Genomic DNA, 25,103 nt, shown 5'->3' on the forward strand with positions numbered 1-25,103 from the left:
GAGGCCGTCAGCGCTTGCCCTTCTTTCCGGGGTCGAGCAACCCCGCCTTCCGCAGAGCATCGGCCATGGCGCTGTTGCCCGGAGGCGGAGCCGCCTGTCGCGATCCACCGCCCTGGCCACCCTGCCGCTGCTGCTGACGTTGCTGCGGCGGACGCCCACCGCCCTGCTGCCGACGCTCGCCACCGCCACCCTGCTGTCGCCGCTCACCGCCGGAGGCATCCGCCTCGTCGTCCAGCCGCAGCGTCAACGAGATCCGCTTGCGCGGGATGTCCACGTCGAGGACCTTCACCTTGACGATGTCACCCGGCTTCACCACGTCCCGCGGGTCCTTGACGAACGTCTTGGACAGGGCGGAGACATGGGCGAGACCGTCCTGATGGACGCCGACGTCGATGAACGCCCCGAACGCTGCGACGTTGGTGACGACCCCCTCCAGGACCATCCCGGGCGCCAGGTCGGAGATCTTCTCGACGCCGTCCTTGAACGTGGCCGTCTTGAACGCGGGCCGCGGGTCGCGCCCCGGCTTCTCCAGCTCCTTGAGGATGTCGGTCACCGTCGGCAGACCGAACGTCTCGTCCACGAACTCGGTCGGCTTCAGCGAGCGCAGCACCGACGTGTTGCCGATCAGCGAGGCGACCTCGCTGCCCGCCGTCTTCACCATCCGCCGCACCACCGGATACGCCTCGGGGTGCACGCTGGACGAGTCGAGCGGGTCGTCGCCGCCCTGGATGCGCAGGAAGCCCGCGCACTGCTCGTACGCCTTCGGGCCGAGCCGTGCCACGTTCTTCAGCTGGGTGCGCGACTTGAAGGGGCCGTTGGCGTCGCGGTGCGACACGATGTTCTCGGCGAGGCCGGAGGTGATGCCGGAGACGCGCGAAAGCAGCCGCGCGGAGGCCGTGTTGACGTCCACGCCGACGCCGTTCACACAGTCCTCGACCACCGCGTCCAGCGAACGCGACAGCTTCACCTCGGACAGGTCGTGCTGGTACTGGCCGACCCCGATCGACTTGGGGTCGATCTTCACCAACTCGGCGAGCGGGTCCTGGAGTCGGCGCGCGATGGAGACGGCGCCGCGCAACGACACGTCCATGTCGGGCAGTTCCTGCGAGGCGAACGCGGACGCCGAGTACACGGACGCGCCGGCCTCGGACACCATCACCTTGGTGACGTTCAACTCCGGGTGCTTGGTGATGAGTTCACCGGCGAGCTTGTCGGTCTCGCGGGACGCCGTGCCGTTGCCGATCGCGATCAGCTCGACCGAGTGCTGCGCGGAGAGGCGGGCCAGCTTGGCGAGGGCGTCGTCCCACTTGTTGGCCGGGACGTGCGGGTAGATCACGTCCGTGGCCACGACCTTGCCGGTCGCGTCGACGACGGCCACCTTCACGCCCGTACGGAAACCGGGGTCCAGGCCGAGCGTCGAGCGGGTGCCGGCCGGGGCCGCGAGCAGCAGGTCCCGCAGGTTCGAGGCGAAGACGTTGACCGCCTCGTCCTCGGCAGCCGTGCGCAGCCGCAGCCGCAGATCGATGCCGAGGTGCACGAGAATGCGGGTGCGCCAGGCCCAACGGACCGTGTCCTGAAGCCACTTGTCGCCGGGACGGCCCCGGTCGAGGACCTGGAAGCGGTGGGCGACCATCCCCTCGTAGGAAGAAGGCCCCTCGGTGGCCTCCTCGGGCTCCAGGACGAGATCGAGGACGTCCTCCTTCTCGCCGCGCAGCATCGCGAGGATGCGGTGCGAGGGCAGCGCGGTGAACGGCTCCGAGAAGTCGAAGTAGTCGGCGAACTTGGCGCCCGCCTCCTCCTTGCCGTCCCGCACCTTCGCGGCGAGGCGCCCGCGGCCCCACATGCGCTCGCGCAGGTCGCCGATCAGGTCGGCGTCCTCCGAGAACCGCTCGGTGAGGATCGCCCGGGCGCCGTCCAGGGCGGCCTGCGGATCGGCGACACCCTTGTCGGCGTCGACGAACGCGGCGGCCGCGGCCAGCGGTTCCACGGACGGGTCGCCCAACAGGCCCTCCGCGAGCGGCTCAAGGCCCGCCTCGCGCGCGATCTGCGCCTTGGTGCGCCGCTTGGGCTTGTAGGGGAGGTAGATGTCCTCCAGGCGCGCCTTCGTGTCCGCCGCGCGGATCTGCGCCTCCAGCTCCTCGGTGAGCTTGCCCTGCTCGCGCACCGATTCGAGGATCGCGGTCCGCCGCTCCTCCAGCTCCCGCAGATAGCGCAGCCGCTCCTCGAGCGTGCGCAACTGCGCGTCGTCGAGCATCTCGGTCGCTTCCTTGCGGTAGCGGGCGATGAAGGGCACCGTCGAACCGCCGTCGAGCAGCTCGACGGCAGCCCTCACCTGCCGCTCCCGTACGCCGAGCTCCTCGGCGATCCTGCCTTCGATGGACCCTACGAGGGGTGTCGTCACGCCCGTACCGCCTTCTCCACTGAGGTTGCGCGGCAATTGTGGCAGGTGACACCGACAACCGGGGATCAGGGCGCTTTCCTGCGGGTCCGATGCCTAGCGCTTGCCGGTCAGATCCCGCGGAAACGCCCCGGCCGCGAGCGCGCGCCGCGCGAACCCGGTCGCCAGTTCGGTCAGACGTACGACACCCTCGGCGCCCAGGTGCTCGTACGGCGCCCGGTCCAGCCGGTCCGTCTCCGTCTCGATCTCGGCACGCAGGGCGGTGCCCGCCTCGGTCAACTCGCCGTCCGCGTCGAGCAGTCCGCGCTCGCGCAGCCGTACCGAGGCGGCGTCCCACTCCTCCTGGTTCCAGCCGCGTGTGCCGAACACCCACTTCGGGGTCATGCCCCGGCCGGTCGCGGTGTGGGTGACCAGGGCCTCCAGACCGTCGAGTCCGGCGGACAGCAGGGCGGTGAGGTGACCGTCGCCGCGGTGTTCGCGCAGCAGTGTGGCGGCGTGGAAGTACGCCAGGTGCGGCTCTTCGGGGACCGGCAGATCCGCGTGGGCGGCGTACAGGGGCCGGGCGGGGCGCGTGCACGCCTCGGCCGCCCGCAGGGCCAGCCGTGCCGCCTCCGCCATCTCCTGCGACTCCACCACGTCGTCGTCCAGCAGCCGGCGCAGGGTCGCGTCGACGGCACGCGCGCGTGCGTGCAGGGCCTGCTCCGGGGAGACGATCTCCCATACGGCGGGCACGTGCCGGGCCACGAGGTCGTACTTGTAGTTGTAGAAGGTCGCCGTCACCGTGCCCGGCCCGACCGCCCCCATCGCCGCCGCCCGTACGGCGAAGTTGACGGCCTGCGAGTCCTTGACCCCGAGGGCCGTCATCTCCCGCCCCAGGTCGGGCGAGAAGTAGAGCGTGGCGTGCAGGGAGTTGAGCGCGTTGTGGCAGCGGCGTCCGGCACGGGGATCGGCGGCGGCAGTAGTCATGCCCCGCACGTTACCGACTGGTCGGTACGACGCGATAGGTGGGACACCCGTCCTCACGCGGTCCAGGTGAAGCGCGGCTCGCGGCGCTCCAGGAACGCGGCGACGCCCTCCGCGGTGTCGCCGCTGCCGCGCGCCTGCTCCGCCCAGTGGGCGTCCCGGTCCGTACGGCCGTCGGCGAACTCCTTGGCCGCGGCCTGCGTCAACCGCGAACGGGAGACCAGCACCCGGGTGAACTCCGCGACCCGCTTGGCCAGTTCGCCCTCGGGCAGCAGCTCGTCGACGAAGCCGGTGCGCAGCGCCCGCTCCGCGTCGATCAACTCGCCCGAGAACAACAGGTACTTGGCGGCCCCCGGACCCACCAGCGACACCAACCGCCGTGTGGAGGACGCCGGATACACGATCCCGAGCTTCGCCGGAGTCACCCCGAACAGCGCCCCCTGCTCCGCGAACCGCAGATCGCAGGCCCCCGCCAACTGCGCCCCGCCGCCCACACAATGACCCCGGATCGCGGCCAGCGTCGGCTTCGGGAACGCGGCCAGGGCCTCCTCCGCGAGCACTGCGAGCCCCTGCGCCTCACCGGCCGACCCCCGCAGCGTCGAGATGTCGGCCCCGGCGCAGAACGTCCCGCCCTCACCGGTGAGCACGAGCGCCCGTACGGCCGGATCGCCGGCCAGGGAGTCGAGCAGCGGCGGCAGCGACCGCCACATCTCCGTGGTCATCGCGTTGCGTTTGCCGGGATGGTGGACGACGACGGTGGCCACCGAGTCGGTGACGTCGTGCAGCAGGCGGGGCTCCATGCGCCGGATGCTACGTACAAGCCGAAGAGTTCGCGAAGTCGGCACGATCGGATCACGAGCGGTCCGACACGCGACCGGGGCGGGCGGAAGCGGTCGTAATACACCCGATAACTGCTGACTTCTGTTCAGTCCTAGGGGGCGGAGCGGGTCGTTGCCAACACTCGTCGGGTGGTGACAATCGAGCGCAAGGGTGGCGACCGGACGATGGAGAACGATGGGGGTGGGTCAGGCCCACGCCCAGAAGGCGGCAGGGACGATCCTCCGGCCCCCGCCCCGCCGGATCCGCTGCCGTACGAGGGAGTCTGGCGGTTCACCGCCTCCGCCGTCGACGCCTCCGTCCCGCAGGCGCGGCACGCCGTACGGGACCTGCTCCTCCGGCAGGGCGTGCCCCTGTCGGAAGACCTGCTGGAGGGGCTGTTGCTGATCGTCTCCGAGCTGGTCACCAATGTGGTCCGGCATGCCGTGCTGCTGTCGCCGACCCTCGCCGTGGAGGTCGCCGTCGGTGCCGAGTGGGTGCGGGTGTCCGTCGAGGACAACCACCCGTACCGCCCGACCGCCCTGGTCGCCGACCACGACGAGACCGGCGGCCGGGGGCTGCTCCTGGTGCGCGAGGTGACCCGGGAGGCGGGCGGTGTCTGCGACGTCGAGCACACGGCGAGCGGCGGCAAGGTGATCTGGGCCGCGCTGCCGCTCAGGCTCGCGCAGGTGCCGTAGCGGGGGAGTTCACCAGCCCGCGGACGGGCCCGTCAGCTCCCTGACCGCCGGGCGGGCCGCGTCCAGCACCGTCATGAACCAGGACGAGAAGGTGTCCTTGGCGTGCCGCTCGGTGAGTTCGGCGGGGGTCACGAACGCGGTCGTGACCACCTCCTCCGGGTCCGGCCGCAGCGAGGACTGCACCATGCCGACGAAGAGGTGGTTGTACTCCTGCTCCACCAGGCCCGAGTCCGGGTCCGGGTGGTTGTAGCGCACCGTGCCCGCCTCGGCGAGCAGCGTCGGGGACACCCCCAGCTCCTCGTACGTCCGCCGGGCCGCCGCCGCGAAGGGAGCCTCGCCGGGGTAGGGGTGGCCGCAGCAGGTGTTGGACCACACACCGGGGGAGTGGTACTTGCCGAGCGCCCGCTGCTGGAGCAGCAGCCGGCCCTGCTCGTCGAAGAGGAAGACGGAGAAGGCGCGGTGCAGCCGGCCCGGCGGCTGATGGGCGGAGAGCTTCTCGGCGGTGCCGATCGTCACGCCGTTCTCGTCGACCAGTTCGAGCAAGATCGCGTCAGCGGTGCCGTTCGACGAGTTGTGCGTCGCGGTGGCAGGTGTGGTCGGCATACCCATCCTTCACATCGGTCTTCAAAGCCAAGTCTGCCGTACGAATCCGGCACTCCCGGCAGTTCATCGTGCCCGGCGCGGCGACGGGGGAACCGTCCGGGGGTGGGCTCGCGGGAGTGTGGACACGGGTGTGCGCCGGACGGTTGCGTTCCGTCCGACGCGGTCGATTTCCATCGGATTCGGTCGGCTTCCGTCAGCCGTCAGCCGTCAGCCGTCAGCCGTCAGCCGTCAGTGGCAGAGCTTCGCCTCGTGCTCCGCGTGCCCGCGGGGCTCCAGCTGGAAGGTGCAGTGCTCCACGTCGAAGTGGTCGCCGAGGCAGCCCTGGAGTTCGTGGAGCATCTTCTCGTTGCCGATGGCGTTCAGCACGTCCGTGCGGACGACCACGTGCGCGGAGAGCACGGGCATGCCCGAGGTGATCGTCCAGGCGTGCAGATCGTGGATGTCCTCGACTCCGTCCAGGGCCAGGATGTGGGCGCGCACGTCCTGCATGTCGACGTCCTTGGGCGCCGACTCCAGCAGGACGTCCAGGGTCTCGCGCAGCAGCTTCAGCGTGCGCGGCACGATCATCAGGCCGATGGCGAGCGAGGCGATCGGGTCGGCCGCCTGCCAGCCCGTGGTCAGGATCACCACGGCGGAGATGATCACCGCGAGCGAGCCCAGCGCGTCCGCGGCCACCTCCAGGAACGCGCCCCGCACGTTCAGGCTCTCCTTCTGGCCGCGCGCCAGCAGCGTGAGGGAGATCATGTTCGCGACCAGGCCGATCAGGCCGAACACGATGGTCAGCCCGCCCTCGGTGTCGGCGGGCGTGACGAAGCGCTGGACCGCCTCGTACAGGACGTAACCGCCGACGCCGAGCAGCAGCAGACAGTTGGCGAGCGCGGCGAGGATCTCCGCGCGGGCGAAACCGAAGGTGCGGTTGCCGACGGCCGGCCGGTTCGCGAAGTGGATCGCGAGCAGCGCCATGCCGAGGCCCAGCGCGTCCGTCGCCATGTGGGCCGCGTCCGCGATGAGCGCGAGGGAGTCCGCGAGCAGCCCGCCGATCACCTCGACCACCATCACGGTGATCGTGATCCCCAGCGCGACCCGCAGCCTGCCCTGGTAGGCGGCCGCCGCCGTACCGGTCACGGGAGCGTCGTGAGAATGCCCGTGGTCGTGCCCTGCCCCCATGGAAGCCGCCCTCCTGATTACTGCCCGGAACCCCAGTGAACTACGGGTGGGGGGTATCGGGCAACGCGGCACTGAACACCGTTGTCATGTGCCCTGACCTGCGCAAACAAATCGCAGGTCAGGGCAGCCTAAGTTCATGGGGTGTGGTGCAGCAGCCACCCCTGCCAGGCCGAGTCGACCATCTCCCGCACCCCGCGCCGGGCCGTCCATCCGAGTTCCACGGCGGCCCGCCCGGCGGAGGCGACCGCGCGCGGCGCGTCCCCGGGGCGCCGTCCCTCGACGAGGGCCGGCCGCCGGTCACCGGTGACCTCGCCGATCTCTGTGACCAGCTCGCGGACCGAAACCCCTTCCCCGCGGCCGATGTTGACCGTCAGGTCGCCGCTGACGCCGTCGTCGGACAGCCGTCGGGCCGCCGCCAGATGGGCCTCGGCGAGATCGGCGACATGGATGTAGTCGCGGACACAGGTGCCGTCCGGTGTCGGGTAGTCGTCGCCGAAGATCCGCGGGGCCTCGTCGCGGGTGAGTCGGTCGAAGACCATGGGGACGATGTTGAAGACACCGGTGTCGGCCAGCTCGGGGGCGGCGGCGCCCGCCACGTTGAAGTAGCGCAGGCACACCGTCGCGATGCCGTGCGCCGCGCCCGCCGCCCGGACCAGCCACTCACCGGTGAGCTTGGTCCCGCCGTACGGGTTCACCGGCGCGCACGGGGCGTCCTCCGTGATCAGGTCGACGCCCGGGTCGCCGTAGACCGCCGCCGAGGACGAGAACACGAACCGCCCGACGCCGGCGTCCGCGACCGCGTCCAGAAGGGTCGCCAGGCCGCCCACGTTCTCCCGGTAGTAGTACGTCGGCCGCGCCACGGACTCCGCGACCTGCTTGCGCGCCGCGAGATGCACGACCCCCGTCACCCCGTGCTCGGCGAACACCCGCTTCAGCAGGTCGCCGTCCAGGGAGGAACCGTGGACGAGCGGGACCGTCGCCGGGAGGCGCGCGGGGTTCCCCGCCGAGAGGTCGTCCAGGGCGACGACCCGCTCCCCGGCGTCCGCCATCGCCCGTGCCACATGCGCCCCGATGTATCCGGCTCCGCCGGTGATCAGCCATGTCATGGGCATTCACCCTATGCCGATACGGAGAGGCCCTCCGCTATGTCCCGCGATGCCCGGTCTGGCGGGTGCGGTTTGTCGGCCGGGCCCCGAATCCCTGATGATGATCTCGGCGGAGGCGCCGGCAGACCGTGTTGATCAGGCCATGAACGGCCGGTGAACACGGGCTTGAGAGCATCCGATAGCCTCTGCCGACATGCCGCCCGGGTGCCACCCAAGGGGCGCACCACCATGCACATGACCGGCGCCCGGCGTCGGCCCCCAGGGAGTGAGTTCGGTTGCCGACCGCCATCCTCACCGGTCAGCCGGTCCCCGGATCGTCGATCGAGGGCGATCTGAGGTCGCTCGGCTTCGACGTCAGGACCGCCACCGACACCACCGAGGCGGAAGCGCTCCTCGCGGCGGTCCCCGGTGACCAGCGCGTCGCCGTCGTGGACTCCGGGTTCGTGGGCCACCTGCACGCGCTGCGCCTCGGCCTCACCGACCCCCGTTTCCCGCTCGCCGCGGTACCGGGCGCCGTGACCGCGCAGCCGGCCGGCCGCCAGGCGCTGACCCGCGCGGTCGCCCGCGAACACTCGGCGGGCACGGGCACGACCCTCCTCGACAACCTCGCCGGCCGCATCGTCATCGCCCTCGACGCCGACGGCTGCGACGTGCACCGCCCCGAGCTGGGCAGCCTCGTCGCCACCGTCCCGGCCGACCCGCAGGCCCGCAACGAGGCACGGCAGGCCGTCGTCGCCGTGGACGACGAGGCCGTACGCCTGAGGTCGGCCGTGAAGTCCCGGGACGGCTTCTTCACCACCCACTTCATCAGCCCGTACTCCCGCTACATCGCGCGCTGGTGCGCCCGCCGCGGCCTCACCCCGAACCAGGTCACCACCGCCTCCCTGCTCACCGCGCTGATCGCGGCGGGCTCCGCGGCCACCGGCACCCGCGGCGGCTATGTCGTGGCCGGCGTGCTGCTCCTCCTCTCGTTCGTCCTCGACTGCGTCGACGGACAGATCGCCCGCTACGCCCTGAAGTACTCCACGCTCGGCGCCTGGCTCGACGCCACCTTCGACCGCGCCAAGGAGTACGCCTACTACGCCGGCCTCGCACTGGGCGCGGCCCGGGGCGGCGGCGGTGACGACGTATGGGCGCTCGCGCTCGGCGCGATGATCCTCCAGACCTGCCGGCACGTCGTGGACTTCTCCTTCACCGAGGCCAACCACGACGCCACCGCCAACACCAGCCCCACCGCCGCCCTTTCGGACAAGCTGGACAGCGTCGGCTGGACGGTCTGGGTGCGCCGGATGATAGTCCTGCCCATCGGCGAACGATGGGCGATGATCGCCGTCCTCACGGCCGCGACGACCCCCCGCATCACCTTCTACGTCCTCCTCGTCGGCTGCGCCTTCGCGGCGACGTACACGACGGCAGGCCGGGTGCTGCGCTCGCTGACCCGGAAGGCGAAGCGCACGGACCGGGCGGCGCAGGCGCTGGCGGACCTCGCCGACAACGGACCGCTCGCCTCCTTCGTGGCCCGCGTCAACCCCGGCCGCCTCGGCGCCCCGCTCCTGATCGCACTCTCGGGCACCGCCATCCTCGCCGTGTCCCTCTTCTCCGGCGTCACCTGGGCCCCCGTGGTCGGCGCCTTCGTCTACGCGCTCACCGCCGGACAGGCCCTGTCCCGCCCCCTCAAGGGCGCCCTCGACTGGCTGGTCCCGCCGCTCTTCCGGGCGGCCGAATACTGCACCGTCCTCGTCCTCGCGGCCAAAGCGGAGGTAAACGGAGCACTTCCAGCGGCTTTCGGCCTGGTGGCCGCCGTCGCCTACCATCACTACGACACGGTGTACCGCATCCGCGGCAACGCCGGGGCGCCCCCGGCCTGGCTGGTGCGTGCCATAGGGGGGCACGAAGGACGGACGCTGCTCGTCACCGTCCTCGCCGCCGCGCTCACCGCGTCGCAGTTCACCGTCGCGCTCACGGTGCTCGCCGTGGCCGTGGCCCTGCTGGTGCTCGTCGAGAGCATCCGCTTCTGGGTGACCTCCCATTTGGGAGGCGCACCCGCCGTACACGATGAAGGAGAACCCGCATGATCGGCCTCGTGCTGGCGGCCGGCGCCGGACGGCGTCTGCGCCCCTACACCGACAGCCTTCCCAAGGCTCTGGTGCCGGTGGGGCCCGCGGGCATAGAGGGCGAACCGACGGTCCTGGATCTCACCCTCGGCAACTTCGCCGAGATCGGTCTGACCGAGGTCGCGATCATCGTCGGCTACCGCAAGGAAGCCGTGTACGACCGCAAGGCGGCCCTGGAGCAGAAGTACGGCCTCAAGCTCACCCTCATCGACAACGACAAGGCCGAGGAGTGGAACAACGCCTACTCCCTGTGGTGCGGACGTGACGCCCTCAAGGACGGCGTGATCCTCGCCAACGGCGACACCGTCCACCCCGTCTCCGTCGAGAGGACGCTGCTCGCCGCCCGTGGCGACGGCAAGAAGATCATCCTCGCGCTGGACACCGTCAAGTCCCTTGCGGACGAGGAGATGAAGGTCGTCGTCGACCCCGCCAAGGGCATGACGAAGATCACCAAGCTGATGGACCCCGCCGAGGCGACGGGCGAGTACATCGGCGTCACCCTCATCGAGGGCGATGCCACCCTCGAACTGGCCGACGCGCTGAAGACCGTGTGGGAGACCGACCCGCAGCAGTTCTACGAGCACGGCTACCAGGAACTGGTCAACCGCGGCTTCCGGATCGACGTGGCGCCGATCGGCGACGTCAAGTGGGTCGAGATCGACAACCACGAGGATCTGGCCAAGGGTCGGGAGATCGCGTGCCTGTACTGACCCGCCTGATCCCCTCGCCCGTCGTCGTCGACATCCGCCCGGGTGCCCTCGACGACCTGGCCTGTGTCCTCGCCGACCAGCGCATCTCGCACTCCGGCCGGCTCGCGGTCGCCGTCAGCGGCGGATCGGGTGCCCGGCTGCGCGCGCGCCTCGAACCGAGTCTGCCCGGCGCCACCTGGTACGAGGTCGGCGGCGGCACCCTCGACGACGCGATCCAGCTCGCCGGCGACATGAAGGCCGGTCACTACGACGCGGTCGTGGGCCTCGGCGGCGGCAAGATCATCGACTGCGCCAAGTTCGCCGCGGCACGCGTGGGCCTGCCGCTGGTCGCCGTACCGACGAACCTCGCGCACGACGGTCTGTGCTCGCCGGTCGCCACCCTCGACAACGACGCGGGGCGCGGCTCCTACGGCGTGCCGAACCCGATCGCGGTCGTCATCGACCTCGACGTGATCCGCGAGGCACCGGTCCGCTTCGTGCGGGCGGGCATCGGGGACGCGATCTCCAACATCTCCGCGATCGCGGACTGGGAGCTCGCGAACCGCGTCAAGGGCGAGAAGATCGACGGTCTGGCTGCGGCCATGGCCCGGCAGGCGGGCGAGGCGGTGCTGCGGCACCCCGGCGGGGTCGGCGACAACGCCTTCCTCCAGGTGCTCGCCGAGGCGCTGGTGCTCACCGGGGTCGCGATGTCGATCTCCGGGGACTCCCGTCCTGCCTCCGGCGCCTGCCACGAGATCAACCACGCCTTCGACCTGCTCTTCCCCAAACGCGCCGCCGCCCACGGCGAGCAGTGCGGACTGGGCGCGGCCTTCGCGATGTACCTGCGCGGAGCCCACGAGGAATCGGCCGCCATGGCCGAGGTGCTGCGCCGACACGGACTGCCGGTGCTGCCGGAGGAGATCGGCTTCACGGTGGACGAGTTCGTCCGCGCCGTGGAGTTCGCTCCGGAGACCCGCCCCGGGCGCTACACCATCCTCGAACACCTCGACCTGAAAACCGACCAGATCAAGGACATGTACACCAACTATGTCAAGGCCATCGGTAGCTGAACTCCGTCCCGTCGTCCACCCCGCAGGGGTGAAGGACCGGCGCAGCGGTGAGCACTGGATGGGACGCCTCTACATGCGTGAGGTGTCCCTGCGGGTCGACCGCTACCTGGTGAACACCAGGGTCTCGCCCAACCAGCTCACGTACCTGATGACCGTCTTCGGCGTGCTCGCCGCCCCGGCGCTGCTGGTGCCGGGGATCACGGGCGCGGTGCTCGGCGTGGTGTGCGTCCAGATGTATCTGCTGCTGGACTGCGTCGACGGCGAGATCGCCCGCTGGCGCAAGCAGTACTCCCTCGCCGGGGTCTACCTCGACCGGGTCGGCGCCTATCTGACCGACGCCGCCGTGCTCGTCGGCTTCGGACTGCGCGCCGCCGACCTGTGGGGCAGCGGCCGTATCGACTGGCTGTGGGCCTTCCTCGGGACGCTGGCCGCGCTCGGCGCGATCCTGATCAAGGCCGAGACCGACCTGGTCGGGGTCGCCCGGCACCAGACCGGCAAGGCCCCGGTGCAGGAGGCCGCGTCCGAGATGCGGTCCTCCGGGATGGCGCTGGCCCGCAGGGCCGCCGCGATGCTCAAGTTCCACCGGCTGATCCTCGGCATCGAGGCGTCCCTGCTGATCCTGGTCCTGGCGATCGTGGACCAGGTCCGCGGCGACCTGTTCTGGTCGCGGCTCGGCGTCGCCGTACTGGCGGGCATCGCGCTGCTCCAGACCCTGCTGCACCTGGTGTCGATCCTCGCGTCGAGCAGGCTGAAGTGAGCGGCATGAAGGTCGGCGCGGTGATCATCACCATGGGCAACCGCCCCGACGAACTGCGAGCGCTGCTCGACTCGGTCGCCAAACAGGACGGCGACCGGGTCGAGGCGGTCGTGGTCGGCAACGGCTCGCCCGTGCCGGACGTCCCCGAGGGCGTCCGGACCGTCGAGCTGCCCGAGAACCTCGGCATCCCCGGCGGCCGCAACGTCGGTCTGGACGCCTTCGGGCCCGCGGGTCGCGATGTCGACATAGTGATGTTCCTCGACGACGACGGGCTCCTCGCCCAGCACGACACCGCCGAGCTGTGCCGGCAGGCCTTCGCGGCCGACCCCGAACTCGGCATCATCAGCTTCCGCATCGCCGACCCGGAGACCGGCGCCACCCAGCGCCGCCACGTCCCGCGGCTGCGGGCCTCCGACCCGATGCGCTCCTCCCGGGTCACCACCTTCCTCGGCGGCGCCAACGCCGTCCGTACGAAGGTCTTCGCCGAGGTCGGCGGACTCCCGGACGAGTTCTTCTACGCCCATGAGGAGACCGACCTCGCGTGGCGGGCCCTCGACGCGGGCTGGATGATCGACTACCGGTCGGACATGGTCCTGTACCACCCCACGACCGCCCCCTCGCGGCACGCGGTCTACCACCGCATGGTCGCCCGCAACCGGGTCTGGCTGGCCCGCCGCAACCTGCCCGCGCCCCTGGTCCCCGTCTACCTCGGCGTCTGGCTGCTGCTCACCCTGGTGCGCCGTCCCTCGCGCCCGGCCCTTCAGGCCTGGTTCGGCGGCTTCAGGGAGGGCTGGACCACTCCGTGCGGACCGCGCCGGCCCATCCGGTGGCGTACGGTGTGGCGGCTGACCCGGCTGGGCCGTCCTCCCGTGATCTGACAAGCTCGGCAGGCGCTCGACCGCGCGTTCGGCGCGCACACTCTCCCCGGACCGTATCCGTCGGCGGAGACGTGTCGCGTTCTGTAGCACAATTCCGTAAGACGAACGCAAGACGATCGTAAGACGCATCCGAAGAACCGTAAGACGCATCCGAAGACGAGGGCTTCCAGACCTTGAGTGAGACAACGCATGACGGCGGGGTCGCGGTGAGCCCGCGTCCGTCGCCCGACGAAGGCCTCACGGCGGCAGAGCTGTCCGCCAAGTACGGGCTGACCGTGAGCGGTGCCCGCCCCGGACTCGCCGAGTACGTCCGCCAGCTCTGGGGACGCCGGCACTTCATCCTCGCCTTCTCCCAGGCGAAGCTGACGGCCCAGTACAGCCAGGCGAAGCTCGGCCAGCTCTGGCAGGTGGCCACACCGCTGCTGAACGCGGCCGTGTACTTCTTCATCTTCGGCGTCATCCTGAAGGCCAGCCGGGGCATGTCCCGGGACGTGTACATCCCGTTCCTGGTCACGGGCGTGTTCGTGTTCACCTTCACGCAGAGCTCGATCATGGCGGGCGTGCGCGCGATCTCCGGCAACCTCGGCCTGGTGCGCGCGCTGCACTTCCCGCGCGCCTCGCTGCCGATCTCCTTCGCGCTCCAGCAGCTCCAGCAGCTGCTGTTCTCGATGCTCGTGCTCTTCATCATCGTCGTCGGCTTCGGCAGCTACCCCAGCCTGTCCTGGCTGCTGATCTTCCCGGTGCTGGTGCTGCAGTTCCTCTTCAACACCGGGCTCGCGCTGATCGTGGCGCGGATGGGCGCCAAGACCCCGGACCTCGCCCAGCTGATGCCGTTCATCCTGCGCACCTGGATGTACACCTCGGGCGTCATGTTCTCCATCACCACCATCCTGGAGGGCCGCTCCGAGCTGTTCATCCGGGTGCTCCAGGTAAACCCGGCGGCCATCTACATGGACCTGATGCGCTTCGCGCTCATCGACGGCTACGGCTCCTCGAACCTGCCCCCGCACGTGTGGGCCATCGCCACCTTCTGGGCCGTGGTCCTGTTCGCCGGCGGCTTCGTGTACTTCTGGCAGGCGGAGGAGAGGTACGGCCGTGGCTGAGCAGACCGTGGAGGGGACCCCGCAGAACCAGATCCCCACCGTCATCGCGGACGAGCTGCACATCGTCTACCGGGTGCACGGCGCCAAGACCGGCAAGGGCAGCGCCACCTCCGCCCTCAGCCGCATAGTCAAGCGCGGCGAGGAGCGCGGGGTGCGCAAGGTGCACGCCGTCAGGGGCGTCTCCTTCGTCGCCTACCGCGGCGAGGCCGTCGGCCTGATCGGCTCGAACGGTTCCGGCAAGTCGACCCTGCTGCGCGCCATCGCGGGTCTGCTCCCCGCGGAGAAGGGCAGGGTCTACACCAACGGCCAGCCCTCCCTGCTGGGCGTGAACGCGGCCCTGATGAACGACCTCACCGGCGAGCGGAACGTCATCCTGGGCGGGCTCGCCATGGGCATGTCCCGCGAGCAGGTCAGGGAGCGCTACGAGGAGATCGTCGACTTCTCCGGCATCAACGAGAAGGGCGACTTCATCACCCTCCCGATGCGGACGTACTCCTCCGGCATGGCGGCCCGGCTGCGCTTCTCCATCGCGGCCGCCAAGGACCACGACGTCCTGATGATCGACGAGGCGCTGGCCACCGGCGACCGCAAGTTCCAGGTCCGCTCGGAAGAGCGCATCCGCGAACTGCGCAAGTCCGCGGGCACGGTGTTTCTGGTCAGTCACAACAACAAATCCATCCGCGACACCTGTGACCGGGTGCTGTGGCTGGAACGTGGCGAACTGAGGATGGACGGCCCGACCGACGAGGTCCTCAAGGAGTACGAGAAGTTCACGGGCAAGTAGTCCACTCGCATACGGGCGAATAGGCCCAGAACGCTTCCCAGGGCCCTGCCGGAACTGCTCCGGCGGGGCCCCGCGTCTGCAAAGGAAACGTCAACTCGGCCCGGCCCAAGGAATCTTGACGCCAATCGGTGTGTTGTTGTGATGTGCAGGACACCCCGAGGAAGCTCGCTGCGTTGTACAACGTAAGCTGTACCGGTGCCGAATAGCGGCAAGTGGGGCGATAATGCGCGACACCCTTCTGCGGGTATCTGTGCGGACGACCGGGCGGCGTGTCCGAAATAGTGTGTATTGGGTCGGCAGTGTAGAACGGGAGATGTGACGGCAATGGCTACGGAAACTCCCCAGCTCACCGAAGCATGTGCCGTCCCCGCCCCTGGCTGTGAGCGGTGACGGGAACCGGCACCGGTGATCCGGAGCGCGGCACACTCGACAAGGCCGCGGGTGAGAACTTCCCCGTGGCGCCTTTCTTCCTGCCCAGGGCCTGGCGCACCGACCTCATGGCGGTGTACGGATTCGCCCGCCTCGTCGACGACATCGGCGACGGCGACCTGGCCCCCGGCGGCGCCGACGCCCGCCTGCTCGGCGTCTCTCCCGAGGACGCGGAGGACCGCCTGCTCCTCCTCGACGCCTTCGAGGCCGATCTGCACCGCGTCTTCGACGGCACCCCGGGTCACCCCCTGCTGCGCCGCCTCCAGCCGACCGTACGCCGGTGCGCACTCACCCCGGAACCCTTCCTCGGCCTGATCGCCGCCAACCGCCAGGACCAGCTCGTCACGCGCTACGAGACCTACGACGATCTCGTCGCCTACTGCGAACTGTCCGCGAACCCGGTCGGCCGCCTGGTCCTCGGCGTCGCCGGCACCGAGACCCCCGAGCGGGTCCGGCTGTCCGACGCGATCTGTACCGCACTTCAGATCGTCGAACATCTGCAGGACGTGACCGAGGACCTCGGCCGCGACCGCGTCTACCTGCCCGCCCAGGACATGAAGCGCTTTCACGTCCAGGAAGCGGATCTCGCCACGCCCTCCGCGGGCGCATCGGTGCGCGCACTGGTTGCATACGAAGCAGAACGCGCCCGCGATCTCCTGAATGAAGGCGCCCCCCTGGTGGGTAGCGTCCACGGCAGATTGAAGCTGCTGCTCGCGGGGTTCGTGGCGGGGGGAAGGGCGGCGATCCGAGCGATCGTCGCCGCTGAATACGACGTACTTCCCGGCCCACCCAAGCCCGGCAAGATCCAGTTGCTGCGTGAGGTGGGCGTGACTCTGCGAGGAGAGGGGTGATCCGCAGCGTGGAGTCTGCACCGCACATGTCCGCACCGGTACTCGCCGCCTACAGCTACTGCGAGGCCGTCACCGGACAGCAGGCACGTAACTTCGCGTACGGCATCAGACTGCTGCCGACGCCCAAGCGCCGTGCCATGTCGGCGCTGTACGCGTTCTCACGGCGGGTCGACGACATCGGCGACGGCACGCTGGCGACGGACGTGAAGGCGGCGCGCCTGGAGGACACCCGGGCGCTGCTCACGCGCGTTCGCGAGGGCAAGGTCGAGGAGGACGACACCGACCCGGTCGCGGTCGCCCTCGCGCACACGGCCGAGGCCTTCCCGGTCCCGCTCGACGGCCTGGACGAGCTGATCGACGGCGTCCTGATGGACGTACGCGGCGAGAGCTACGAGACCTGGGACGACCTGAAGGTCTACTGCCGGTGCGTCGCGGGTGCGATCGGGCGGCTCTCGCTCGGCGTGTTCGGCACGGAGGCGGGGGCGCGCGGAGTCGAGCGCGCCTCGGAGTACGCCGACACCCTGGGGCTCGCGCTCCAGCTCACCAACATCCTGCGGGACGTCCGCGAGGACGCCGAGGACGGCCGTACCTATCTGCCCGCCGACGACCTCGCCAAGTTCGGCTGCTCGGCCGGGTTCAACGGACCGAACCCGCCGGAGGGCTCCGACTTCGCCGGTCTCGTCCACTTCGAGGTGCGACGGGCCCGCACCCTGTTCGCCGAGGGCTACCGGCTGCTCCCCATGCTCGACCGCCGCAGTGGCGCCTGTGTCGCTGCCATGGCCGGCATCTACCGCCGCCTCCTCGACCGCATCGAGCGCGAGCCGGAGGCCGTCCTGCGCGGCCGCGTCTCCCTGCCCGGCCGCGAGAAGGCCTACGTCGCGGTGCGCGGTCTGTCCGGCCTGGACGCCCGGCACGTCACGCGCCGGACCCTCAGGGGGCGCACCTGATGGACAAAGTGGGCCAAGGTGATGTCACCGGAGGAATGCGGCACGCAACCCTCCGGTGCGAAGCGGCGTCCCTGACTGCAACGGTCCGCCGTGGCTGGTTCGAGCGGCACGGTGGGCGCGCAGGGGGGAGTGCACGATGAGCGACGGGACGCGGTCCGACGGGCTGCCCGCGGACAAACCGGCGGGCGGGGCCGGCCGGCATGCCGTCGTGATCGGCGGCGGGCTCGCCGGTGTCACCTCCGCGCTCGCGCTCGCCGACGCCGGAGTCCGCGTCACCCTGCTCGAAGGCCGCCCGCGCCTCGGCGGGCTCGCCTTCTCCTTCCAGCGCGGCGACCTCACCGTCGACAACGGCCAGCACGTGTACCTGCGCTGCTGCACGGCCTACCGCTGGTTCCTCGACCGCATCGAGGGCGCGGCGCTGTCCCCGCTGCAAAATCGTCTCGACGTGCCCGTACTCGACGCGAACCGCCCCGAGGGACGCCGCCTCGGCAGACTGCGGCGAGATCCGCTGCCCGTGCCGCTGCATCTGGGGCGCAGCCTCGCGACCTACCCGCATCTCTCGCTCGCGGAGCGCGCCAAAGTCGGCCGCGCCGCACTCGCGCTCAAGGCGCTCGACCTCGCCGATCCGGCGCTGGACGACCAGAACTTCGGCATCTGGCTGACCGCGCACGGTCAGTCCGCGCGTGCCGTCGAGGCACTGTGGGACCTGGTGGGGGTCGCCACCCTCAACGCGGTCGCGGGCGACTCCTCGCTCGCCCTCGCCGCGATGGTGTTCAAGACCGGTCTGCTCTCCGACCCGGGCGCGGCCGACATCGGCTGGGCACACGTCCCGCTGGGCGAACTGCACGACCGGCTCGCCCGCAAGGCGCTCGACTCCGCGGGCGTGCGCACCGAAGTCCGTACACGCGTCACCTCCATCTCCACTGACGAAAACGGACGTTGGAGCGTTCAGGTTCCCGGCGAGAGCATCGGGGCCGACGCCGTCGTGCTCGCCGTACCCCAGCGCGAGGCCCACGATCTGCTGCCCGACGGCGCCCTCGACGACCCCGGGCGGCTGCTCGCGATCGACACCGCGCCCATCCTCAACATCCATGTCGTCTACGACCGCACGGTGCTCACCCGGCCCTTCTTCGCGGCGCTCGGCAGCCCCGTGCAGTGGGTGTTCGACCGGACCGACGCGTCCGGGCTGAAGGACGGCCAGTACCTGGCGCTGTCCCAGTCCGCCGCGCACGACGAGATCGACGAGACCGTGGCCGCGCTGCGGGAGCGCTACCTGCCCGAGCTGGAGCGGCTGCTGCCCGGTGCGCGCGGCGCCGAGGTGAAGGACTTCTTCGTGACCAGGGAGCGCACGGCGACGTTCGCTCCCGCCCCCGGCGTCGGACGGCTGCGGCCCGGCGCCCGCACCAAGGCCCCCGGCCTGTACCTGGCCGGAGCGTGGACCGCCACAGGGTGGCCCGCGACCATGGAGAGTGCGGTCCGCAGCGGGGTGAGCGCGGCGGACGCCGCACTCGCCGCCCTGGGCCGGCCCCGCCCCCGTCAGCTCTTCGAAGTCGAGGAGGCGGCGTACTGCATCGTCCCGGGGGACAACCCCCGGACCCCCGGCGGACAGCCGGAGGCGACCGGCGCTTCACCGCGAGGTGGGATCCGGTGAAGGTCGATCAGCATGCGGCAGGCCCCCGCACCCCCGGTAGCACGACAAGAGGAGAGACTGTGCCCACTGTGCCCCCGGCCGAGACGGCTGCCGACGCGGTGGACGTGTCCGCGCTCCTGGAGCGCGGCCGGACCCTTGCCACACCGGTACTGCGGGCGGCCGTGGACCGCCTGGCACCTCCCATGGACACCGTCGCCGCCTACCACTTCGGCTGGATCGACGCCGAGGGCAATCCCGCGGCCGGCGACGGCGGCAAGGCCGTACGCCCCGCGCTCGCCGTGCTCTCCGCAGAGGTCACCGGCGCCGCGCCCGAGACCGGCATCCCCGGCGCCGTAGCCGTCGAGCTGGTCCACAACTTCTCGCTGCTGCACGACGACCTGATGGACGGCGACGAGCAGCGCCGCCACCGCGACACCGTCTGGAAGGTGCACGGCCCCTCCCAGGCGATCCTCGTCGGCGACGCCCTGTTCGCGCTGGCCAACGAGGTCCTGCTGGAGCTCGGCAGCGTCGAGGCCGGCCGCGCCACCCGCCGCCTCACCACCGCCACCCGCGCCCTCATCGACGGACAGGCGCAGGACATCTCCTACGAGCACCGCGACCGCGTCAGCGTCGAGGAGTGCCTGGAGATGGAGGGCAACAAGACCGGCGCCCTGCTCGCCTGTGCCTCCTCGATCGGGGCCGTGCTCGGCGGTGCGGACGACCGCACCGCCGACGTCCTGGAGAAGTACGGCTACCACCTCGGCCTGGCCTTCCAGGCCGTCGACGACCTCCTCGGCATCTGGGGCGACCCGGAGGCCACCGGAAAGCAGACCTGGAGCGATCTGCGCCAGCGCAAGAAGTCCCTGCCCGTGGTGGCGGCGCTCGCGGCGGGCGGACCCGCCTCCGAGCGGCTCGGCGAGATCCTCGCCGCCGACGCCAAGAGCAGCGACTTCGAGAACTTCTCCGAGGAGGAGTTCGCGGCCCGCGCCGCGCTCATCGAGGAGGCCGGCGGCCGCGAGTGGACCGCCGAAGAGGCACGCCGTCAGCACACCATCGCCATCGAGGTCCTCGACGCCATCGACATGCCCGACCGGGTTCGGGCACGGTTCACGGCGCTCGCCGACTTCGTCGTCGTACGAAAGAGATGATCACTATCGGTCGAATAGCCCTCGCGTAGTCGCCGGCCGGTGCCGCGAACGAACGAGCACCGGCCGACGGCGGACCCACAGCAGAGACATGCCACTGCACGAAGGGGAAGCCATGACAGCGACGACCGACGGAAGCACCGGGGCCATGCCTCCCCGTGTCGCCGCGGCCAGCGAAACCGACATCAACACCCCCGTTGCGGCCGGGGTGCACGACGCCGCCGCGCTCGCGGTACAACGCGCCACCGACTTCCTCCTCTCGCAGCAGGACGCCCAGGGCTGGTGGAAGGGCGACCTGGAGACGAACGTCACCATGGACGCCGAGGATCTGTTGCTCCGTCAGTTCCTGGGCATCCGCGACGAGTCGACGACCCAGGCCGCCGCACTCTTCATCCGCGGCGAACAGCGCGAGGACGGCGCCTGGGCCAGTTTCTACGGCGGCCCGGGCGAGATCTCCACCACCATCGAGGCGTACGTCGCCCTCCGGCTGGCCGGTGACGCGCCGGACGCCGCGCACATGGCGAAGGCGTCCGCCTGGGTCCGCGAGCGGGGCGGCATCGCCTCGGCCCGGGTCTTCACCCGGATCTGGCTCGCCCTGTTCGGCTGGTGGAAGTGGGACGACCTGCCCGAACTCCCGCCGGAACTCCTCTACTTCCCCACCTGGGTACCGCTCAACATCTACGACTTCGGATGCTGGGCCCGGCAGACCATCGTGCCGCTCACCGTCGTCTCCGCGAAGCGGCCGGTACGGCCCGCACCCTTCCCGCTCGACGAACTCCACACCGACGCGGACAACCCCAACCCGGTCAAGCCCCTTGCCAAGGTGGCGAGTTGGGACGGCGCCTTCCAGCGGCTCGACAAAGCGCTGCACCTCTACCGCAAGGTCGCCCCACGCAAGCTGCGCGGCGCGGCCATGAGATCGGCCGGGCGCTGGATCATCGAGCGGCAGGAGAACGATGGCTGCTGGGGCGGCATCCAGCCGCCGGCCGTGTACTCGGTGATCGCCCTGCACCTGCTCGGCTACGACCTCGAACACCCCGTGATGCGCGCGGGACTTGAATCCCTGGACCGGTTCGCGGTCTGGCGCGAGGACGGGTCCCGGATGATCGAGGCCTGCCAGTCCCCGGTGTGGGACACCTGCCTCGCGACCATCGCGCTCGCCGACGCGGGCGTGCCCGCCGACCACCCCCAACTGGTCAAGGCGGCCGACTGGATGCTCGGGGAGGAGATCGTCCGCCCCGGCGACTGGGCGGTCAAACGGCCCCAACTGCCGCCCGGCGGCTGGGCGTTCGAGTTCCACAACGACAACTACCCCGACATCGACGACACCGCCGAGGTCGTGCTCGCGCTGCGCCGGGTCAGACATCACGACCCGGAACGCCTGGACCGGGCCGCCGGGCGCGCGGTCCGCTGGAACCTCGGAATGCAGTCCAAGAACGGCGGTTGGGGCGCCTTCGACGTCGACAACACCAGCCCCTTCCCCAACCGGCTGCCGTTCTGCGACTTCGGCGAGGTGATCGACCCGCCGTCGGCGGACGTCACCGCGCACGTCGTCGAGATGCTCGCCGTCGAGGGCCTCGCCCACGACCCGCGCACCCGGCGCGGCATCGAGTGGCTGCTCGCCGAACAGGAGCCGGACGGCTCGTGGTTCGGCCGTTGGGGCGTCAACTACGTATACGGCACAGGGTCCGTGGTGCCCGCCCTCGCCGCGGCCGGGATCCCCGGCTCGCACCCGGCGATCCGGCGCGCGGTGACCTGGCTGGAGACCGTGCAGAACGAGGACGGCGGCTGGGGCGAGGACCTGCGCTCGTACAAGTACGCCAAGGAATGGAGCGGCCGGGGCGCCTCCACCGCCTCGCAGACGGCCTGGGCGCTGATGGCCCTGCTCGCGGCGGGGGAGCACGACTCCAAAGCCGTGGAGCGCGGCGTCGAGTGGCTCGCGACGACCCAGCGGGAGGACGGCTCCTGGGACGAGCCGTATTTCACCGGCACGGGCTTCCCGTGGGACTTCTCCATCAACTACAACCTCTACCGGCAGGTTTTCCCGCTCACGGCGCTCGGGCGCTTCGTGCACGGAGAACCGTTCTCCCAGACCCCTCTCTCCCCGGCCAAGGGGGGCTGATGAGCACCCGGCCCGCCGGACCGCCGCTGTTGATCGCCTGCGCGCTCGGCATCGAGCACCTCGCCCTGCGTGCGGGCGACCGCTCCGGCGCCGGCGGGCCCGTCACCGTCATCCGGACGGGGATGGGGCCGCAGGCGGCCGAGGAGGCCGTCACCCGGCGCCTCGCCGACCCGGCGCTGTCCGGGGCCGCCGTACTGGCCACGGGCTTCTGCGCCGGACTCGCCCCCGGCATGCACCCCGGCGACCTGGTGGTCGCCGAGGAGACCAGGGAGGCGCGCGGAACCGTTCCGTGCGTCGGCACCGAACTGCTCGTCAAGGAACTGGTGCGGGCCCTGCCCGGACGCACCGTCCACACCGGCCCCCTCACCGGCTCCGATCACATCGTCCGCGGACAGGAACGGTCGGATCTGCTCGCGACCGGCGCAATCGCGGTCGACATGGAGTCGGCGGCCACGCTGCTGAGCGCCGTGCGTACGGGCGCGCGCCCGGTTGCGGCCGTACGGGTGGTCGTGGACGCTCCTGAACATGAACTCGTCCGGATCGGCACGGTGCGCGGTGGAATATCGGCTTTCCGCGTTCTTCGATCCGTTCTTCCCGCTTTTTTCGAATGGCACCGTTCTTTGCTGCTCCCCCGGAGGTGAGCCAGATGGCCATGCCGCTGCGCCAGACAATCAAGGTCGCTACCTACTTGGCTGAACAGAAGCTCCGCAAGCGGGACAAGTTCCCCCTGATCGTGGAGCTGGAACCTCTCTTCGCGTGCAATCTGAAGTGCGAGGGCTGCGGCAAGATCCAGCACCCGGCGGGCGTGCTCAAGCAGCGCATGCCGGTGGCGCAGGCCGTCGGGGCGGTGCTCGAGTCCGGGGCGCCGATGGTGTCCATCGCGGGCGGCGAGCCCCTGATGCACCCTCAGATCGACGAGATCGTGCGGCAGTTGGTGGCGAAGAAGAAGTACGTCTTCCTCTGCACCAACGCGATGCTGCTGCGCAAGAAGCTGGACAAGTTCACGCCCTCGCCGTACTTCGCGTTCGCGGTGCACATCGACGGGCTGCGGGAGCGGCACGACGAGTCCGTCGCGAAGGAGGGGGTGTTCGACGAGGCGGTGGAGGCGATGAAGGAGGCCAAGAAACGCGGCTTCCGGGTCACCACCAACTCGACGTTCTTCAACACGGACACCCCGCAGACCATCATCGAGGTCCTGAACTTCCTCAACGACGACATCAAGGTCGACGAGATGATGATCTCGCCCGCCTACGCCTACGAGAAGGCGCCCGACCAGGAGCACTTCCTGGGCGTCACGCAGACCCACGAGCTGTTCAAGAAGGCCTTCGCGGGCGGCAACCGCAGGAAGTGGCGGCTCAACCACTCCCCGCTCTTCCTGGACTTCCTGGAGGGCAAGGTCGACTTCCCGTGCACGGCCTGGGCGATCCCGAACTACTCGCTCTTCGGCTGGCAGCGCCCCTGCTACCTGATGAGCGACGGGTACGTCCCGACGTACCGGGAGCTGATCGAGGAGACCGACTGGGACAAGTACGGCCGCGGCAAGGACCCGCGCTGCGCCAACTGCATGGCGCACTGCGGCTACGAGCCCACCGCCGTCCTCGCCACCATGGGCTCCCTCAAGGAGTCCCTGCGGGCCATGCGCGAGACCGTCGCCGGAAACCGCGACTGACCTCATGACCGCCGTAGCCCTGGGCGTCCCCGAGCTGCCGGTCCGGCCGATCGCCGAGCGACGTGTGTCGCGACGCATCGAGGTCGGGCCGGTGGCGGTCGGGGGCGGGGCCCCCGTCTCGGTCCAGTCGATGACCACGACCCGTACGTCGGACATCGGCGCCACCCTCCAGCAGATCGCCGAACTCACCGCGTCCGGCTGCCAGATCGTCCGCGTCGCCTGCCCCACGCAGGACGACGCGGACGCGCTGGCCACCATCGCGCGCAAGTCGCAGATCCCGGTGATCGCGGACATCCACTTCCAGCCCAAGTACGTGTTCGCCGCGATCGAGGCCGGGTGCGCGGCAGTTCGCGTCAATCCCGGCAACATCAAGCAGTTCGACGACAAGGTCAAGGAGATCGCGCGGGCCGCCAACGACCACGGCACGCCGATCCGGATCGGGGTCAACGCCGGTTCTCTGGACCGCCGGTTGCTCCAGAAGTACGGCAAGGCGACGCCCGAGGCGCTCGTCGAGTCGGCCCTGTGGGAGGCGTCCCTCTTCGAGGAGCACGGCTTCCGGGACATCAAGATCTCCGTCAAGCACAACGACCCCGTGGTGATGGTCAACGCCTACCGGCTGCTGGCCGCGCGGAGCGACTATCCGCTGCACCTCGGGGTCACCGAGGCCGGACCCGCCTTCCAGGGCACGATCAAGTCGGCGGTCGCCTTCGGGGCACTGCTCAGCGAGGGCATCGGCGACACGATCCGGGTGTCGCTGTCCGCCCCGCCGGTGGAGGAGGTCAAGGTCGGCCTCCAGATCCTGGAGTCGCTGAACCTCAAGCCCCGCCGGCTGGAGATCGTGTCGTGCCCGTCCTGCGGGCGTGCCCAGGTGGACGTCTACAAGCTCGCCGACGAGGTCACGGCCGGGCTTGAGGGCATGGAGGTGCCGTTGCGCGTCGCGGTCATGGGCTGTGTCGTCAACGGACCCGGTGAGGCGCGGGAGGCGGACCTGGGGGTCGCCTCCGGCAACGGCAAGGGCCAGATCTTCGTCAAGGGCGAGGTCATCAAGACCGTGCCCGAGTCGAAGATCGTGGAGACCCTCATCGAGGAGGCGATGAAGATCGCCGAGCAGATGGAGCAGGACGGCGTCGCGTCGGGGGAACCGGCCGTCACCGTGAGCTGAAA

23 protein-coding genes are annotated in these 25,103 nt (G+C 70.4%); 17 read left to right on the forward strand and 6 right to left on the reverse strand.

What is annotated here, in order from left to right; translation table 11 throughout:
* Positions 1-7 precede the first annotated feature (7 nt).
* The 3 genes from ACIRRY_RS02725 to ACIRRY_RS02735 form a co-directional block, all read right to left on the reverse strand.
* The gene (locus ACIRRY_RS02725; protein WP_403967138.1) at positions 8-2,401 is read right to left on the reverse strand and encodes a Tex family protein; all 2,394 of its coding nucleotides are present in this window, start codon (positions 2,399-2,401) and stop codon (positions 8-10) included.
* A 93-nt stretch (positions 2,402-2,494) separates the two neighbouring features.
* A complete protein-coding gene (locus ACIRRY_RS02730) occupies positions 2,495-3,364 on the reverse strand; it encodes a hypothetical protein (protein ID WP_403967141.1) in 870 nt (289 codons plus the stop codon).
* Positions 3,365-3,417: 53 nt separating this feature from the next.
* On the reverse strand, positions 3,418-4,161 hold the full coding sequence (locus ACIRRY_RS02735) for an enoyl-CoA hydratase/isomerase family protein (protein ID WP_403967145.1): 744 nt from the start codon (positions 4,159-4,161) through the stop codon (positions 3,418-3,420).
* 204 nt (positions 4,162-4,365) lie between these two features.
* Here ACIRRY_RS02735 and ACIRRY_RS02740 point away from each other — a divergent pair, with 204 nt between their 5' ends.
* Positions 4,366-4,875 carry an ATP-binding protein gene (locus tag ACIRRY_RS02740; protein WP_403968324.1) on the forward strand — a complete coding sequence of 170 codons (510 nt, stop codon included), beginning with the start codon at positions 4,366-4,368 and terminating at the stop codon, positions 4,873-4,875.
* A 9-nt stretch (positions 4,876-4,884) separates the two neighbouring features.
* On the opposite strand, the gene idi is transcribed toward ACIRRY_RS02740, so the two are convergent.
* The 3 genes from idi to galE form a co-directional block, all read right to left on the reverse strand.
* Complete coding sequence (gene idi, locus ACIRRY_RS02745) at positions 4,885-5,478, reverse strand: isopentenyl-diphosphate Delta-isomerase (protein ID WP_403967148.1); 594 nt, start codon at positions 5,476-5,478, stop codon at positions 4,885-4,887.
* 228 nt (positions 5,479-5,706) lie between these two features.
* Positions 5,707-6,645 (reverse strand): cation diffusion facilitator family transporter, encoded by a 939-nt coding sequence (locus tag ACIRRY_RS02750; protein WP_403967151.1) that lies wholly within the window; start codon positions 6,643-6,645, stop codon positions 5,707-5,709.
* A gap of 134 nt (positions 6,646-6,779) precedes the next feature.
* Positions 6,780-7,751, reverse strand: a complete 972-nt coding sequence (gene galE / locus ACIRRY_RS02755) for a UDP-glucose 4-epimerase GalE (RefSeq protein WP_403967154.1) — start codon at positions 7,749-7,751, stop codon at positions 6,780-6,782.
* Positions 7,752-8,026: 275 nt separating this feature from the next.
* On the opposite strand from galE, the gene ACIRRY_RS02760 reads away from it, so the two are divergent.
* The 16 genes from ACIRRY_RS02760 (at position 8,027) to ispG (ending at position 25,101) form a co-directional block, all read left to right on the forward strand.
* A complete protein-coding gene (locus ACIRRY_RS02760) occupies positions 8,027-9,826 on the forward strand; it encodes a DUF5941 domain-containing protein (RefSeq protein WP_403967157.1) in 1,800 nt (599 codons plus the stop codon).
* Entirely contained in the window at positions 9,823-10,575 is a 753-nt protein-coding gene (locus tag ACIRRY_RS02765) for a sugar phosphate nucleotidyltransferase (protein ID WP_403967160.1), read from the forward strand. Before ACIRRY_RS02760 ends, ACIRRY_RS02765 begins: the two co-directional genes overlap by 4 nt.
* Positions 10,563-11,624, forward strand: coding sequence for an iron-containing alcohol dehydrogenase family protein (locus ACIRRY_RS02770; RefSeq protein WP_403967162.1), 1,062 nt, complete (start codon positions 10,563-10,565; stop codon positions 11,622-11,624). The genes ACIRRY_RS02765 and ACIRRY_RS02770 overlap by 13 nt, the downstream gene beginning before the upstream one ends.
* Positions 11,602-12,381 (forward strand): CDP-alcohol phosphatidyltransferase family protein, encoded by a 780-nt coding sequence (locus tag ACIRRY_RS02775; RefSeq protein ID WP_403967165.1) that lies wholly within the window; start codon positions 11,602-11,604, stop codon positions 12,379-12,381. The genes ACIRRY_RS02770 and ACIRRY_RS02775 overlap by 23 nt, the downstream gene beginning before the upstream one ends.
* A 5-nt stretch (positions 12,382-12,386) precedes the next feature.
* On the forward strand, positions 12,387-13,259 hold the full coding sequence (locus ACIRRY_RS02780; protein ID WP_403968326.1) for a glycosyltransferase family 2 protein: 873 nt from the start codon (positions 12,387-12,389) through the stop codon (positions 13,257-13,259).
* 173 nt (positions 13,260-13,432) lie between these two features.
* Positions 13,433-14,362 (forward strand): ABC transporter permease, encoded by a 930-nt coding sequence (locus ACIRRY_RS02785; RefSeq protein WP_403967167.1) that lies wholly within the window; start codon positions 13,433-13,435, stop codon positions 14,360-14,362.
* Positions 14,355-15,146: an ABC transporter ATP-binding protein gene (locus ACIRRY_RS02790; protein ID WP_403967170.1), complete on the forward strand. Its 792-nt coding sequence runs from the start codon at positions 14,355-14,357 to the stop codon at positions 15,144-15,146. Before ACIRRY_RS02785 ends, ACIRRY_RS02790 begins: the two co-directional genes overlap by 8 nt.
* Positions 15,147-15,532: 386 nt before the next feature.
* Entirely contained in the window at positions 15,533-16,426 is an 894-nt protein-coding gene (gene hpnC / locus ACIRRY_RS02795; RefSeq protein WP_403967173.1) for a squalene synthase HpnC, read from the forward strand.
* Positions 16,423-17,373, forward strand: coding sequence for a presqualene diphosphate synthase HpnD (gene hpnD, locus ACIRRY_RS02800; RefSeq protein ID WP_403967175.1), 951 nt, complete (start codon positions 16,423-16,425; stop codon positions 17,371-17,373). Before hpnC ends, hpnD begins: the two co-directional genes overlap by 4 nt.
* A gap of 35 nt (positions 17,374-17,408) precedes the next feature.
* Complete coding sequence (locus tag ACIRRY_RS02805) at positions 17,409-17,513, forward strand: DUF6380 family protein (RefSeq protein ID WP_403967177.1); 105 nt, start codon at positions 17,409-17,411, stop codon at positions 17,511-17,513.
* Complete coding sequence (gene hpnE / locus ACIRRY_RS02810) at positions 17,510-19,024, forward strand: hydroxysqualene dehydroxylase HpnE (RefSeq protein WP_403967180.1); 1,515 nt, start codon at positions 17,510-17,512, stop codon at positions 19,022-19,024. Before ACIRRY_RS02805 ends, hpnE begins: the two co-directional genes overlap by 4 nt.
* The gene (locus tag ACIRRY_RS02815; RefSeq protein ID WP_403967183.1) at positions 19,021-20,151 is read left to right on the forward strand and encodes a polyprenyl synthetase family protein; all 1,131 of its coding nucleotides are present in this window, start codon (positions 19,021-19,023) and stop codon (positions 20,149-20,151) included. The genes hpnE and ACIRRY_RS02815 overlap by 4 nt, the downstream gene beginning before the upstream one ends.
* Positions 20,152-20,263: 112 nt before the next feature.
* Positions 20,264-22,270, forward strand: a complete 2,007-nt coding sequence (gene shc, locus ACIRRY_RS02820; protein ID WP_403967186.1) for a squalene--hopene cyclase — start codon at positions 20,264-20,266, stop codon at positions 22,268-22,270.
* Entirely contained in the window at positions 22,270-22,911 is a 642-nt protein-coding gene (locus tag ACIRRY_RS02825; RefSeq protein ID WP_403967189.1) for a 1-hydroxy-2-methyl-2-butenyl 4-diphosphate reductase, read from the forward strand. Before shc ends, ACIRRY_RS02825 begins: the two co-directional genes overlap by 1 nt.
* A 5-nt stretch (positions 22,912-22,916) precedes the next feature.
* Positions 22,917-23,939 carry an adenosyl-hopene transferase HpnH gene (hpnH, locus tag ACIRRY_RS02830; protein ID WP_403967192.1) on the forward strand — a complete coding sequence of 341 codons (1,023 nt, stop codon included), beginning with the start codon at positions 22,917-22,919 and terminating at the stop codon, positions 23,937-23,939.
* A 4-nt stretch (positions 23,940-23,943) separates the two neighbouring features.
* Positions 23,944-25,101, forward strand: coding sequence for a flavodoxin-dependent (E)-4-hydroxy-3-methylbut-2-enyl-diphosphate synthase (gene ispG / locus ACIRRY_RS02835; protein ID WP_403967195.1), 1,158 nt, complete (start codon positions 23,944-23,946; stop codon positions 25,099-25,101).
* The last annotated feature ends 2 nt before the right edge of the window (positions 25,102-25,103 follow it).

Origin of the sequence: Streptomyces sp. NPDC101776, from assembly GCF_044766845.1 — a bacterium.
Taxonomy (GTDB): domain Bacteria; phylum Actinomycetota; class Actinomycetes; order Streptomycetales; family Streptomycetaceae; genus Streptomyces.